Origin of the sequence: Thiothrix caldifontis (assembly GCF_900107695.1) — a bacterium.
GTDB classification, from domain to species: Bacteria; Pseudomonadota; Gammaproteobacteria; order Thiotrichales; family Thiotrichaceae; genus Thiothrix; species Thiothrix caldifontis.
On the sequence record NZ_FNQP01000029.1, the window covers coordinates 1 to 13,948 of the forward strand.

Annotated in this window: 14 protein-coding genes; 4 read left to right on the plus strand and 10 right to left on the minus strand. The window is 50.4% G+C overall.

Features of this window, described 5'->3' with window-relative positions; all coding sequences use genetic code 11:
* Positions 1-24: 24 nt before the first annotated feature.
* Complete coding sequence (locus BLV87_RS19515; protein ID WP_175517813.1) at positions 25-183, minus strand: hypothetical protein; 159 nt, start codon at positions 181-183, stop codon at positions 25-27.
* A gap of 151 nt (positions 184-334) precedes the next feature.
* Positions 335-685, minus strand: a complete 351-nt coding sequence (locus tag BLV87_RS16325) for a YajD family HNH nuclease (RefSeq protein ID WP_093070398.1) — start codon at positions 683-685, stop codon at positions 335-337.
* A 116-nt stretch (positions 686-801) separates the two neighbouring features.
* On the opposite strand from BLV87_RS16325, the gene BLV87_RS16330 reads away from it, so the two are divergent.
* The 3 genes from BLV87_RS16330 to BLV87_RS16340 are packed head-to-tail and all read left to right on the plus strand — an operon-like array spanning position 802 to position 5,650.
* Entirely contained in the window at positions 802-1,440 is a 639-nt protein-coding gene (locus BLV87_RS16330; RefSeq protein WP_093070400.1) for a TetR/AcrR family transcriptional regulator, read from the plus strand.
* Positions 1,437-2,513: an efflux RND transporter periplasmic adaptor subunit gene (locus BLV87_RS16335; protein ID WP_175517998.1), complete on the plus strand. Its 1,077-nt coding sequence runs from the start codon at positions 1,437-1,439 to the stop codon at positions 2,511-2,513. The genes BLV87_RS16330 and BLV87_RS16335 overlap by 4 nt, the downstream gene beginning before the upstream one ends.
* The gene (locus BLV87_RS16340; protein WP_093070403.1) at positions 2,510-5,650 is read left to right on the plus strand and encodes an efflux RND transporter permease subunit; all 3,141 of its coding nucleotides are present in this window, start codon (positions 2,510-2,512) and stop codon (positions 5,648-5,650) included. Before BLV87_RS16335 ends, BLV87_RS16340 begins: the two co-directional genes overlap by 4 nt.
* On the opposite strand, the gene folK is transcribed toward BLV87_RS16340, so the two are convergent.
* The 7 genes from folK to BLV87_RS16375 all read right to left on the minus strand — a co-directional run bounded on the left by folK (position 5,635) and on the right by BLV87_RS16375 (position 11,417).
* Positions 5,635-6,126 carry a 2-amino-4-hydroxy-6-hydroxymethyldihydropteridine diphosphokinase gene (gene folK, locus BLV87_RS16345; RefSeq protein ID WP_093070405.1) on the minus strand — a complete coding sequence of 164 codons (492 nt, stop codon included), beginning with the start codon at positions 6,124-6,126 and terminating at the stop codon, positions 5,635-5,637. The two genes, BLV87_RS16340 and folK, sit on opposite strands and share 16 nt — an antisense overlap.
* Positions 6,123-7,445: a polynucleotide adenylyltransferase PcnB gene (gene pcnB, locus BLV87_RS16350; protein WP_093070407.1), complete on the minus strand. Its 1,323-nt coding sequence runs from the start codon at positions 7,443-7,445 to the stop codon at positions 6,123-6,125. Before pcnB ends, folK begins: the two co-directional genes overlap by 4 nt.
* Before the next feature lie 122 nt (positions 7,446-7,567).
* A complete protein-coding gene (gene rimI / locus BLV87_RS16355; RefSeq protein ID WP_175518000.1) occupies positions 7,568-8,038 on the minus strand; it encodes a ribosomal protein S18-alanine N-acetyltransferase in 471 nt (156 codons plus the stop codon).
* Positions 8,019-8,765: a uracil-DNA glycosylase gene (locus BLV87_RS16360; protein ID WP_245707061.1), complete on the minus strand. Its 747-nt coding sequence runs from the start codon at positions 8,763-8,765 to the stop codon at positions 8,019-8,021. The genes rimI and BLV87_RS16360 overlap by 20 nt, the downstream gene beginning before the upstream one ends.
* A gap of 6 nt (positions 8,766-8,771) precedes the next feature.
* Positions 8,772-10,322, minus strand: coding sequence for a 2-isopropylmalate synthase (locus BLV87_RS16365; protein WP_093070410.1), 1,551 nt, complete (start codon positions 10,320-10,322; stop codon positions 8,772-8,774).
* Between the two features lie 116 nt (positions 10,323-10,438).
* On the minus strand, positions 10,439-11,221 hold the full coding sequence (gene pssA / locus BLV87_RS16370; protein WP_093070412.1) for a CDP-diacylglycerol--serine O-phosphatidyltransferase: 783 nt from the start codon (positions 11,219-11,221) through the stop codon (positions 10,439-10,441).
* A 79-nt stretch (positions 11,222-11,300) separates the two neighbouring features.
* Complete coding sequence (locus BLV87_RS16375; RefSeq protein ID WP_093070413.1) at positions 11,301-11,417, minus strand: DUF3149 domain-containing protein; 117 nt, start codon at positions 11,415-11,417, stop codon at positions 11,301-11,303.
* A gap of 173 nt (positions 11,418-11,590) precedes the next feature.
* On the opposite strand from BLV87_RS16375, the gene fnr reads away from it, so the two are divergent.
* Positions 11,591-12,343: a fumarate/nitrate reduction transcriptional regulator Fnr gene (gene fnr, locus BLV87_RS16380; protein WP_093070415.1), complete on the plus strand. Its 753-nt coding sequence runs from the start codon at positions 11,591-11,593 to the stop codon at positions 12,341-12,343.
* A 7-nt stretch (positions 12,344-12,350) separates the two neighbouring features.
* Here the strand turns inward: fnr and hemN are convergent, their stop codons facing one another.
* Positions 12,351-13,736 carry an oxygen-independent coproporphyrinogen III oxidase gene (hemN, locus tag BLV87_RS16385; protein WP_093070452.1) on the minus strand — a complete coding sequence of 462 codons (1,386 nt, stop codon included), beginning with the start codon at positions 13,734-13,736 and terminating at the stop codon, positions 12,351-12,353.
* Between the last annotated feature and the right edge of the window lie 212 nt (positions 13,737-13,948).

A 13,948-nucleotide genomic window follows, 5' to 3' on the forward strand; every position in this document is an offset into this window, starting at 1 on the left:
ATTTTGTGTGAAATCTACGTCAAATTACTGATTATCCTCATCCAACACTGGATCATGCTCACCGGATTGTGGGAAATACCCCAGCGCAGCCTCACCAAAGGTGTTCAAGCCATTCAGGAACAGGCTTCCCATCTTGCCGCCTGCATCGCTGAGCGACGCAGCTTGATAAAATGCCTCAAGCAACTGGCAAAACTCTTCGCTTCTTCAACCGCTTGCCGACAAAACAAACGGAGGAAAAAACCTAATAATTGGATGAGATTACAGCAAGTTAGGGAATGGAGGGCTTAAAGTTGATGCGTATAGGGTATCGCGTTCCGCTCCACCCACCCTACGGTTATTTTTTATTCATTCGTTCTTTCAGGTTGGCAAATGGGTTGTGTGTTGCTGCCGCTGGCCCTGTTGTACCTGCTGAACCACCATAAACGGCCTCAATTTGCTTTTGGTGTTCGTTGTCGTGGCAATACAAGCACAACAGTTCCCAGTTACTGCCGTCCTGAGGGTTATTGTCGTGGTTGTGGTCACGGTGATGCACGGTTAACTCACGCAAATTGGCGTGGTTAAATTCACGGGCGCAGCGTCCACAAATCCACGGATACAGCTTCAAGGCTTGTTCGCGATAGCCCTTAGCACGTTCATCGGCATACTTGCGAGCATTTTGGACAATTTTGGCTTGTTCTGGTGTCATGACCTTCCCCTAACGAATAATAATTGAAGTATTGTATACGATTTTTGGATTCAATCTCGACAACTGACCAACAGTCATTTAGACTCTTTACAAACAACTGACCAGCAGTCATTTATATGCAAATCCGCGCCACCAATCCCGAAGACAAAGAACAACGCCGTGAAGCCATTCTCGATGCTGCCGAGCAGCAGTGGCTTGCCCAACCCGAGCGCATAACGAACGTTGCTGAGATTGCCGCTGCGGCTGGTGTGGCAAAAGGCACGGTATACCTGTATTTCCGCAGCAAAGAAGAATTGTTTCTTGCCATCCATGAGCGCCATGTAACCGAGTTTTTTAACCGTGTCGCACAACGGGCATTGCAAGATACGCCGATGGTAATGGGCGATATGTTCGCCATCAAGCGCCAATTCCTGCTGGATACCCCCATTTTCCTGCCCTTAGCAACGCAATGCCACGGCATGATGGAAAAGCACATTCCTCTGGAAGTGGGTTACGCTTTTGAGGAACGCACCTATGCTCGCCTCAATACGACAGTGACCGCCTTACAACGCCATTTCCCTTTGATCAACCAAGCACTGATGCTGCAAAGCTACGCACTCATTCTGGGATTATGGCAACTGCTACGCCCTACCCCGCTCAAAGAATTGATGAAAGAACGTTCACTGATCTGTGCCTGTACCAACGATTACCTGCTCATGCTGGAAAATGCTTTGACTGCGTTATGGCGCGGCGCACTGACCCCGGAGAATCCATGAAGCACTCAGCTTTTCTTCCCTTACTACTGTTACTGGCACTCAGCGCCTGTCAAGAGCCAGAAACACCCACAACCGTCATCCGCCCCGCACAAGTTTGGACAGTCAGCGACCAAGCCACTCGCAACAGCGTAACCTATTCCGGCGAAACCCAAGCGCGGGTAGCCGCCGATCTCGCCTTCCGCGTCGGGGGCAAAGTGATGGCACGTAACGTCGATGTCGGCGCTGCTGTTAGCGCAGGGCAAGTGCTTGCCAGCCTTGATACGACTGACTTAAACCTCAACACCAGCAGTGCTCGTGCCAATCTGACCGCTGCTGAAGCCGATTTCACCAACACCAAAACCGAACTCGCACGGGTCGCCGAATTACGTCGCAAGCAATTCATCGGGCAATCTGCATTAGATAACGCCCAAGCTGCCCATGATGCCGCCGCTGCCAAAGTAGCTGCTGCCAAAGCCCAACTCAAACTGAGCGGCAACCAAGCAGGTTACACCGAATTACGCGCCGCACAAGCAGGCGTTATCACGCAAGTCAACATCGAAGTGGGGCAAGTGGTTGCGGCCGGGACACCGGTTGCCCGCATTGCTTACGCAGGTGAACGTGAAGTCCACATCCGTGTCGGCGAAACCACCGTACAAACCCTGCAAACAGGTGCACTCACTGACATCAAACTCTGGTCACAACCCAACACTGTCTTTCAGGGCAAAGTCCGCGAAGTATCACCCACGACCGACACTACCCGCAGCTTTCTGGTCAAAATCAGCTTGTTGAACCCGCCACCCGATTTACGTCTAGGCGTAACAGCAGATGTCAGCCTCGCCAACATTCACACCAACGACGACCGCTGGTTGCCCGCTTCGGCACTGTTCCAACAAGGCCAGCAAACCGCCGTGTGGGTAGTGAATACCGACAACCAAGTGCAATTGCAGCCCGTCACCGTAACTGCTTTTCACGAAACAGGCGTTACCGTGACAGGCTTACCAGCAGGCACAAAAATCATTGCTGCCGGAGTCCACAAACTGAGCAATGGGCAAATCATCAACCCCATCCCGTATGATGGCAAGGCGGGCGCATGAGCAGCTTCAACCTGTCAGAATGGGCGCTACGCCACCGCAATTTTGTGCTGTATTTGATGATCCTGACCCTAGGCTTGGGTATTTTCGGCTACAACAAATTAGGGCAATCGGAAGACCCGCCCTTCACCTTTAAAGTCATGCTGGTGCAAGCGTATTGGGCGGGTGCTACCGCGCAGGAAATGGAATCGCAAGTCACCGAGCGCATCGAAAAAACCATTTTGGAAACGGATTATATTGATGTCGTGCGCAGCTTTTCGCGCCCCGGTGAAGCCAATATTTTCGTCATAGCCAAAGACGATGCGCCTTCTGCTGCCATGCCCGGTATGTTTTATGACATTCGTAAGCGTGTCGGGGATATGCGCCATACCCTGCCGCAAGGGGTGGTTGGCCCCACCTTCAACGACGAATTCGGCGAAACCTATGGCAATATTTTTGCGCTGACGGGGGATGGCTTCAACTTCGCCCAATTGCGTGATGCCGCTGATAATATCCGCAAAGAACTATTACTGGTCAAAGATGTCGCCAAAATCCTCAGCATTGGTGAGCAAGAGGAACGGATCACCATCGAACTTTCCAACAGCAAGCTGGCGAACCTCGGTTTCAGCGTCCAACAATTAGTGGACGTATTGCAGGCACAAAATACCATCACCGCAGTGGGTGCATATAACACGGATAACGACCGGATTTACGTGCGTCCCGAAGGGGCTTTCAGCAAGCTGGAAGACATCCGCAACCTGCCAATCAATCTAGGCAACCGCACCTTGCGCCTCCGCGAAGTCGCCGAGGTAAAACGTGGCTATGCCGACCCACCACACTCCACGTTCCGCTATCAGGGGCAAGCAGCCTTGGGGATTGGCGTGTCGATGCGCAAAGGCGGCGATATTATTGCGCTGGGCAAATCCTTGGATGCCGCATTGGTACGCATCGAGAGCCAGCTCCCCATCGGCATGGAATTACACCGCGTCAATGACCAGCCTTCCGCCGTCAAACGCTCCATCAATGAATTCCTGCAAGTGGTGGCTGAAGCCATCATCATCGTGTTGGCGGTGAGTTTTATCAGCTTGGGAATGCGGGCGGGAACAGTGGTCGCACTCTCCATTCCGCTGGTATTGGCGGGGACGTTTTTCATGATGCACCTGTTCGGTATTGGTTTGCACAAGATTTCATTAGGCTCCTTGGTGCTGGCGCTGGGGCTATTGGTGGACGATGCCATTATCGCGATTGAAATGATGGTGGTGAAAATGGAAGACGGCTGGGATCGGATTCGTGCCGCCAGTTTCGCCTACACCACCACCGCGATTCCCATGCTGACGGGAACACTGGTGACAGCAGCCGGTTTTTTGCCGATTGCGACGGCGCAATCGTCGGTCGGTGAGTTTACCCGCTCCATCTTTCAGGTGGTGACGATTGCATTGGTCATTTCGTGGTTTGCGGCAGTCATTGTCATCCCGTATTTGGGCTACAAATTATTGCCGGATCATGTGCCACATGACCCTAGCACCAAAAAAACGGGCGTGATGGGGCGGCTGCTCAAACCGTTGCTTGATGCCCAACACCATCTTGCCGAAGGATTTTACCGCTGGTTTCGGGGGTTGATTCGTGCTTGCGTGCAATACCCACTGACCGTCATCGTCCTGACTGTGGCGACGTTCGCGGGATCTATTTTCATGTTCCAATTTGTGCAACAGCAGTTTTTCCCAGACGCCACCCGCTTGGAATTGATCGTTGACCTGAAGTTACCTGAAGGTTCGTCGTTAGACGCCACCCAAGCAGAAGTGGATAAACTGGAAACCTACTTAAATACTCAGCAAGCGCACGTCGAGAATTTTGTGGCGTATGTCGGCAACGGTTCACCACGCTTTTACTTGCCGCTGGATCAGCAATTACCTGCCGCCAGCTTTGCACAGTTCGTGATTACTACCAAGAGTATTGCCGATCGTGAAACCTTGCGCGGTCAGTTGATCGAGTTGCTGGACAATAGTGGGCAATTTGCCCATGCGCGTGGGCGGGTGATTCGCTTGGAAAATGGCCCGCCTGTCGGCTATCCGGTGCAATTCCGCGTTTCGGGTGACGATTTGTGGACATTGCGTGACCTCGGCGAACAAGTCGCTAATGTGATGCGTGCCAACCCGCATCTGGTGAATGTGCATCTGGACTGGAACGAACGCAACAAAGCCATTCGCCTCAAACTGGATACCGCAAAAGCCATCAGCCTCGGTGTCACCCAATCCGCCCTGTCGCAAGTGTTACAAAGCACTTTGAGCGGCACACCGATTGGCGAATTCCGTGAACACGACCAAACCATTCCCATCTTGCTGCGTGGTGTCGAGGGTGAACGTGACATGATTTCGCGGCTGGCTGGCTTGAATGTACCGACATCCACCGGCAAAACAGTGCCGTTGTCCCAACTGGCAAGTATCGACTACGTACAAGAAGAAGGTATTTTGTGGCATCGCAACCGTACCCGCACCATCACAGTACGCGGCGATATTTACAGCAGAATTCAAGCACCGACCGTGACCGCAGAAGTCGAAACCCGCTTGCCAGAAATACGAGCCAAACTCCCGTTAGGTTACAAGTTGGAAACCGGCGGGGCAGTGGAAGAAAGTGCTAAGGGCAATGAATCCATTGGTGCAGGCTTCCCGCTGTTCATCGTGGTGGTACTGACTTTGCTCATGATTCAGTTGCAAAGTTTTCAGCGCGTGATCATGGTAGTGCTAACCGCTCCCTTTGGGTTAATTGGAGTTTCATTGTTCCTATTGCTGTTTAACCGCCCGTTTGGCTTTGTCGCCATGTTGGGAACCATTGCACTTTCCGGCATGATCATGCGCAATTCGGTGATTCTTTTGGATCAGATTGAACGCAATATTGACGAAGGGCAAGTCCCACGTGAGGCAGTGATTGAAGCCGCAGTACGGCGTTTTCGCCCCATTATGCTCACCGCATTGGCCGCGATTTTGGCAATGATTCCGCTATCGAAAAGCGTATTCTTTGGGCCAATGGCAATTGCGATCATGGGCGGCTTACTGGTAGCAACGCTGTTGACCCTGCTGTTTTTACCAGCGTTATACACCGTGTGGTTCAAAATGACGCAAGGACACCAAGCGTTTACGCACGCCGTTCAACCCAGCGTCTGAAGATCATCACATGCCAAGGCCGCGAGGCAATCTTGCAACTTACGCCCGTCAGGAAACACCTGATGCGGTGCAAGATCAGCCAAGGGTAATAGCACAAAGGAACGTTCACAAATACCGGGATGCGGTACGTGCAAATCGGCAGTCGCAATCACAGCATCACCGTAAAGCAGCAAATCGAGATCCAAAGTTCGCGCACCCCAGCGCTGGCTGGCATCGCGCACCCGCCCATGCGCCCGTTCCACCGTAAAGAGGATTTGCAGCAAATCATGTGCAGCAAGGCGGGTTTGGATACCAACCACCGCGTTCACATAATCCGGTTGGTCTTGCGGCCCCATCGGTTTGCTCACATAAAAGCGGGATACGCCCCGCAACTCGATGCCCTCAACACCGGACAGTTGCGCAATGGCAGAATGCAGATTGGCAGTGGGATTACCTAAATTACTGCCTAAACCAATATAGCAAAGCACTGGCTTCATGATGCTGGCGTATGCGCCGCTTTGGTAACAATGCCCGGTTTACGACGCTTTTTCCGACGGCGCAAACTGCCTTTTACCGCTGCCCCCTTGCACATCACCTCACGCTCTTCGGGCGTTGCCGTTTGGAATGCTGTCCACCATTCGGCTTCATCTTTCACAGGCTCACCCGCTTCGGCACGCAAGCACAGAAAATCATAAGCGGCACGGAAGCGTGGATTGGTCAGTAAAAGATTCGCACGCCGCAAATCACGGTAACGAAAACGTGACTGCAATAACCAAATTTCACGGGTAATGTTACTGAAACGGCGCGGTACAGCAGTGAAATCCACCTGATCCTGCAAAGCATCGGTTGCGGCTTGGGTCATCGCTTGCAGTTCCGGCATTCCTTTTCTCTGTAACTCTTCAGCCACTACCGATACTTCATGCCACAACAACACCGCATAGAGAAATCCAGGCATCACAGATTTACCTTCCGCCAAGCGCTGATCAGTATTGCGCAACGATAAAGCAATCATTCGCTCAAAATTGCCAGTATCATCATCTTCAAGACTTTCATAAGTTAAAGGCAACAAATATTGCAGTAAATCGTATTCACCCAATAACTGAAAGGTATTCCAACCATGACCGCTGTGCAATAACTTAATAATTTCATCGAATAAACGTGCGGAGGAAACGCCTTCCAGCAAAATACCCATTGGGCGCATACAAGCCAAGGTAGCCGGTTCAATTTCAAACCCTAATTTCGCCGCAAAACGAATCGCTCGCAGCAAACGTACCGGATCTTCACGGAAACGCTGTTCTGGATCGCCCAATAAACGGATTTTGCCATTGCGCAGGTCGTCTAACCCCCCAACAAAATCCAACAGCTCATCGCTAATCGGATCGTAAAATAAAGCATTAATGGTGAAATCGCGTCGCCACACGTCTTCTTCCAACGTGCCATAGACATTATCGTTGATGATACGCCCTACATCATTGACCTTACCACCATCATCACTGTCATCATGCGGAGCACGGAAAGTAGCGACTTCCAAATAATCACGCCCATAGTAAATATGCGCTAAACGGAAACGTCGCCCAATCAAACGGCAGGAGTTGAATAAGCGCCGAATTTCTTCAGGATGTGCACTGGTCGCAATATCAAAATCTTTCGGCACTAAACCAAGCAACAAGTCACGAACACAACCACCGACCAAATAGGCTTCGTAGCCCGCTTTTTGCAAGCGCCGAATCACATCTTTAGCACGCCCACAGACTTTATCAGCGGGGATATGATGCACGGTAGGCGGCACGTGCGTAGCATCGACTGGACTCAACATTGCCACTGACCTTGAAAATTCCGTTTTACCCACACTTTTGTTCAAGCTCCTGCCATAAAAGTGGCAATAATACTACTACAAGACGGCAATACCTACCCTATCCGCCACTTTTTTACAACACCCTAGAACAGGGTTTTTGCCATTACCATTGCATCTTCGCGCCCAAATTCGGTCGGGTAATACCCTTTACGCACCCCGACCTCATTAAACCCTGCGTTTAAATACAAACGAATCGCGGAAAAATTCGACTGGCGCACTTCCAAAAAACAGGTTTCTGCCTTGGCAGCCCGCGCAATACGCTCCACAGTTTTCAACAAACGACTACCGAAACCTTGACCCTGTAATTCAGGCGCAAGGCAAATATTTAACAAGTGCATTTCATCCAACACAAACATCAGCATCGCATAGCCTAACAACTCACTGTCCTGTTCATAAATCCAGCCAGAATAGCCGTGTTTAAGGCAATCGCTAAAAATTGCTGGTGTCCAAGGAAAGGGATATGCACGATTTTCCAGCGCCACCACTGTCGCTAAATCACCCAGTGTCATCGGGCGCAGCGGTAAAAAATCAGTATCAGAGTGGTGGTTGGGCATGGCGGGCAAACACCTCACGGGCAAACAATAAATCCTGCCATGCTTTACGCTTATCAGACGGTTGGCGTAGCAAGTAAGCTGGGTGATAAGTAACCACAACAGGTGTGCCACTAACGGGAACGTGATGTTCTTGCCCACGCAAACGTGCTAATGGCGCAGTGGTTTGTAACAGGTTTTGTGCAGCAATACGCCCCACTACCAGAATCAGCGTGGGATTGACCAACGTAATTTGACGTTCCAAATAGCCTCGGCAATTAGCTGCTTCATCGGCGTGCGGGTCACGGTTGTTAGGCGGTCGGCATTTGAGGACATTGGCGATGTAAACGGTTTCACGCGGCATCCCAATCGCTAACAACATATTATTGAGCAATTGACCAGCCTTACCTACAAATGGTTCGCCTTGACGATCTTCTTCTGCACCGGGTGCTTCGCCGATGACCATCCATGCGGCTTGTTGATTGCCCGTGCCAAACACTGTTTGGGTGCGAGTTTTGCTGATAGCACAACGGGTGCAGGACTGGACGGCGGTACGGAGGTCTTGCCAGGAGAGGGTGGAGCAATCGGGGGCGACAGGAAGCGGAGAACTTGGAACAACGGGAAGTGGCATATCTACTCCCCCCTTTGAAAAAGGGGGGGCGGGGGGGATTTCTTCCTCTACACTTGCTTTCGGCATCCACACCGGAATTCCCATTGCCTGCATGTAGCGCTTGCGTACCTGCAAATCCACCCGTGTTTACACTCCCTGATGGTGCTGCGGGTGTTCGCGCAGTGCTTGGCTGGCCAGTTTGTTCCACGCATCCACATAGGCTTTAGCGGAAGCGATCACGATGTCAGTATCCGCACCATGCCCGTGGATAATACGCCCGCCTTTATCCAGACGTACCGTAACCTCGCCTTGCGCATCCGTACCACTGGTAATGTTATTGACGGAATACAATGCCAGTGTCGCGGTTTCACCGACAATGCTTTCGATGGCTTTGTACACCGCATCGACAGGCCCACCGCCAATAGCCCTGGCGGTTTGTTCCTTGCCATGGGCTTTCAGGATCACTTTTGCATCCGGGGCTTCGCCGGTGGTGGAACAAACATTCAACGCCAGCAACTCATACGCAACATCTTCTTGCGCAGAACGCGCATCCATCATCAACACCATCAAATCTTCGTCGAAAATGTCATGTTTGCGATCTGCCAGATCTTTAAAGCGCGAAAATGCAGCATTGAGTTCTTCTTCAGACGTCAATTCGATGTTGAGTTCTTGCAAACGGGTCTTGAACGCATTGCGCCCCGAATGTTTGCCTAACACGATTTTGTTGTCTGACCAGCCTACGTCTTGCGCTCGCATGATTTCGTAAGTTTCGCGGTGTTTCAATACGCCGTCTTGATGAATGCCTGATTCATGGGCAAACGCATTCGCACCCACAATCGCTTTGTTCGGCTGTACAGGAAAACCCGTAACGCTGGACACCAAGCGAGAAGTCGGCACGATATGGGTCGCATCAATACGGGTTTCAACCGGGAATACGTCGGGGCGCACGCGAATCGCCATGACCACTTCTTCCAAAGAAGCGTTACCGGCACGTTCACCCAGACCGTTGATGGTACATTCCACCTGACGCGCACCTTGCATCACCGCTGCCAAAGAATTGCCGACCGCCAAGCCAAGGTCATTGTGGCAGTGTACCGAGAAAACGGCTTTATCAGCATTGGGAATATTCGCAATCAAGCGCCCGACCATATCACCAAACACAGACGGAATTTGATAACCAACGGTATCAGGGATATTGATGGTACGCGCCCCCGCTGCAATCGCTGCTTCAATCACGCGGCACAGAAAATCGAATTCAGAACGCCCCGCATCTTCGCACGAAAACTCGACATCATCGGTGTAATGACGCGCCCGCTTCACTGCGAATACGGCTTGCTCAACGACCTGATCCGGTGTCATCCGCAACTTGTTCTGCATGTGAATCGGAGATGTCGCAATAAAGGTGTGGATACGCCCGGAATTAGCAGGCTTAATAGCCTCGGCAGCGCGATCAATATCTTTTTCCAACGCACGCGCAAGGCCGCAAATAGTGCTGTCTTTGACAATACTGGCAATCGCTTTCACCGACTCAAAATCGCCGGGGCTGGCAATCGGAAAGCCGCCTTCGATAACATCCACCCGCATTTTTTCCAACATCAGGGCGATGCGGATTTTCTCTTCTTGCGTCATGGATGCGCCGGGGCTTTGTTCGCCGTCACGTAACGTCGTATCAAAAATAATCAAACGGTCTTTAGACATGTTCCTGCTCCTAAACACGGCTGCGCACTGGTTTATTGAGCAACCGAAGTATCAATCTGAAAGTGGATGTAATAATAGCGCGTGTTGCCCCGCAGGGCGTAAGAATTTACTCCACTTCAAGCATCAACACCTTTTTTACGCCGCTGGAACTTACGCCACCGCCGCCACCCCCACAGTAACGGCCCCGACAGGGCATACAATAAAAATACCCCAAACAATACTTTAGGCGGATCAATCGTCGTCAACGCAAACACCAATACGACCGCCAGTACCACCACAAACGGCACGCGGTTACGCAGGTCAAAATCTTTAAAGCTGTAAAAACTGATATTGCTAACCATCAACAAGCCGACGGATAACGTCAACAATAAGGCAGGAATTTGTAAGTTACGCCCCGTCACGTCCAGATCATGGAATACCCAAACCATCCCTACCATGACTGCGGCGGCGGCTGGACTCGGCAAGCCCACGAAAAAGCGCTTATCGACCTTACCAATTTGTGTATTGAACCGAGCCAAACGCAGCGCTGCACACGCCACGTAAACAAAAGCCGCTAACCAACCAGCCTTTCCCCATGCTGTGCCCGAAGCCTGTAAATGCACCAGCGCCCACTGATACATAACTAAACCCGGTGCAACGCCAAAGGAAATCAGATCAGCCAAACTGTCATATTGCGCCCCGAATTCGGTTTGGGTATTCGTCATGCGGGCAACCCGCCCATCCAACCCATCCAAAATCATAGCAATAAAAACCGCCACCGCTGCCGCTTCAAACTTGCCCTGCATGGCGGCCACTACGGCATAAAAACCACCGAACATAGCGCCGGTGGTCAACAAATTGGGCAGTAAATAAATGCCCCTGCTGGGCGAGGATTTTACGTTTAGTTGTTGCTCTTCCACTGAAGTGTCCCGTTTAACTGCTATAGATGCATAGTAGCTAGCATTGTGCCACAGTGGAATGCGTTCCTGTTACAACAACTTATTCACCCGACTTTTTGATGAACACCCAACCTAAGTACCCCATCATCACCAACATGAATAGAATCACAATAATGGTTAGCACACCCATCCAGCTTCCAAATAATAGCTCAATCATGACAACCTATTCTCCTACACTAATGGTAATAAACGTGTACAATCCGAAGTTTAGGTGAATACGCTCGCATTGTTTTGATTTACATCAAAAAACATGAGGTTAGATGGAATTGAGAGAGCCATCGCACAAAAACCTAACAATCCTTTGAATATCATCACAGCTTGGGATGACGCATGAAAACAATTGCTTTACACAGCGCCAAAAAATCAGCCGTTGCTTGCCATAATTGCAGCCTAAGTGAACTCTGCTTACCACGTGGTCTTAACCGTGATGAGTTGGAGCTATTGGAAAATGCCATCAATAAAACGGTCAAAATCAAGAAAAAAGACTACTTGTTTCACCGCGATGATCAACAACAATCTATCTATGCCGTCAAAGCAGGTGCAATCAAAACATCATTGTCAACACCCGATGGTGAGGAACAGATTCTAGGCTTTTACCTACCCGGTGATTTGTTAGGGTTTGATGCCTTTGCCCGCGACCGCCACACCTGTGATGCACAAGCCTTAGACGACACCCTCGTCTGCGAGCTTAGCATGGATAATTTCCAAGAGCTGTGCGGCAAATTACCCATTATGCGCGGGCAAATGATGCGCCAAATTGGCTCAGAACTGGAACGTGAACAGATGTTGCTGCTGACACTGGGGCAAATGCGTACCGAAGAACGCCTTGCTACGTTTCTTTCCAGCTTGTCGGAACGCAATAAAGATCGCGGTTTTTCCAGCAATGAATTCAACCTACCGATGGCGCGTCACGATCTTGCCAACTACCTTGGTATGGCAGTGGAAACGCTGAGCCGCATGTTTTCACGCTTACAGGAAGAAAAAATCATCGCAGTGCAACATCGCTTAGTAAAAATCGAAGACATGAGCCGCCTCAAACAGTTGGCACATCACACCTGCCGACCCGCAGGTGATGCACTGTAAGCGGCGGTTAAATCACCCGTGAGAAACGTTGTTGTACACTTTGCTTGCGCAAGCTGACATCAAACACCATACAAATATTGCGGATGAGAAAGCGCCCACGTGGCGTGACATCTAAACCTGTATCCGTAAATTGCAACAAATGGTCGCTCACCATTGGCTGCAACAACTCCAGTTCACGGCTGAAGTACTCTGCAAACGCCAGACTAAAAAGCCGTTCAACTTGAGTAAAATTCAGTGTAAAATGGCACGCCAATTGCTGGATAATGTAGCGACGCAACACATCATCATCATCCAAGGTCAATCCCTTGATCACGGGCAAATGCCCTGTATCAAGGGCAGCGTAGTACTCTTCTAAGGTCTTAGCATTCTGACTATAACATTCCGCCACACTGCTAATGGAACTCACACCCATTGCCACCAAATCACAATCAGCATGGGTGGTATAGCCTTGGAAATTACGATGTAACGTTCCTTGGCGCTGGGCAATCGCTAATTCATCATCGGGCTTGGCGAAATGATCCATTCCAATGTATTCGTAACCTGCTGCGGTTAAATGCTCCACCGCCAACTGCATGATTTGCAATTTGGTTTCAGGGGATGGCAAATCCGCCTCATTGATGCGCCGCTGCGGTTTAAACAAGTTTGGCATGTGTGCATAGTTAAACACTGAAATGCGATCCGGTGACATTTCAATGATGGTATCCAGTGTTTGGCGGAAACTTTCAACGGTTTGAAACGGTAAACCGTAAATCAAATCCACGCTGATAGATTTTGCACCATAAGCGCGACAGGCATCAATAATTGCCAAGGTTTGCGCAATGGGCTGAATGCGGTTAACGGCAACTTGCACACGCTCATCCACATCCTGCACACCGAGGCTGAAGCGATTGAAACCAATCTCACGCAACAGGCCAATGGTCTCAGCCGTCACCGAACGCGGGTCAATCTCGATGGAATAATCCCCCTCATCGGTAATATGCAAGGAAAAGTGCTCACGGGTTTTATCCATCAACGCCCGCATTTCATCATGGCTGAGAAACGTTGGCGTACCGCCCCCCCAATGCAGTTGCTCCACCATACGATCACGATCATACAGCTTGGCTTGCATCTCAATTTCACGGAACAGGTATTGCAGATAGGTTTCAGCTTTGGAATGATCTTTGGTCACAATCTTGTTGCAAGCACAGTAAAAACACACCGTATCGCAAAATGGCACATGAAAATACAAGGACAAGGGCAACGGGATGGGGTCTTCATTGCTCAAATAAGCATGAGCCTTGTATTCGTCTTCGGTAAAAGGCCCAAACGCGACCGCTGTCGGATAAGACGTATAACGCGGCCCCGCCGTGTCATAACGACGTATCAAATCTGCATCGAATTGAACTGCACTCATACCAACCTCTTTTTTTAACCCAAAGCCAAGCGGGTACATAATCGCTGCATCTACCCTGCCATGACAAGCGCTTGAAACAAAACATTAAACTAAATTGACCTGTATCAAGAAACCGAAAGCGGGTGCATTGTAAACCCTACAGAAAACAGGTGTAATCACTTCCGAAGATTGCTGATGTCGATGTTTCGTTACCTCCTCTGAATCAGCAATTT

What these genes read in the sequence shown, in the direction of transcription:
- BLV87_RS16325 (WP_093070398.1), bottom strand. Translation starts at nt 685, where the DNA reads ATGACACCAGAACAAGCCAAAATTGTCCAAAATGCTCGCAAGTATGCC.
- BLV87_RS16330 (WP_093070400.1), top strand. Translation starts at nt 802, where the DNA reads ATGCAAATCCGCGCCACCAATCCCGAAGACAAAGAACAACGCCGTGAA.
- BLV87_RS16335 (WP_175517998.1), top strand. Translation starts at nt 1,437, where the DNA reads ATGAAGCACTCAGCTTTTCTTCCCTTACTACTGTTACTGGCACTCAGC.
- BLV87_RS16340 (WP_093070403.1), top strand. Translation starts at nt 2,510, where the DNA reads ATGAGCAGCTTCAACCTGTCAGAATGGGCGCTACGCCACCGCAATTTT.
- folK (WP_093070405.1), bottom strand. Translation starts at nt 6,126, where the DNA reads ATGAAGCCAGTGCTTTGCTATATTGGTTTAGGCAGTAATTTAGGTAAT.
- pcnB (WP_093070407.1), bottom strand. Translation starts at nt 7,445, where the DNA reads ATGTTGAGTCCAGTCGATGCTACGCACGTGCCGCCTACCGTGCATCAT.
- rimI (WP_175518000.1), bottom strand. Translation starts at nt 8,038, where the DNA reads ATGCCCAACCACCACTCTGATACTGATTTTTTACCGCTGCGCCCGATG.
- BLV87_RS16365 (WP_093070410.1), bottom strand. Translation starts at nt 10,322, where the DNA reads ATGTCTAAAGACCGTTTGATTATTTTTGATACGACGTTACGTGACGGC.
- BLV87_RS16375 (WP_093070413.1), bottom strand. Translation starts at nt 11,417, where the DNA reads ATGATTGAGCTATTATTTGGAAGCTGGATGGGTGTGCTAACCATTATT.
- fnr (WP_093070415.1), top strand. Translation starts at nt 11,591, where the DNA reads ATGAAAACAATTGCTTTACACAGCGCCAAAAAATCAGCCGTTGCTTGC.
- hemN (WP_093070452.1), bottom strand. Translation starts at nt 13,736, where the DNA reads ATGAGTGCAGTTCAATTCGATGCAGATTTGATACGTCGTTATGACACG.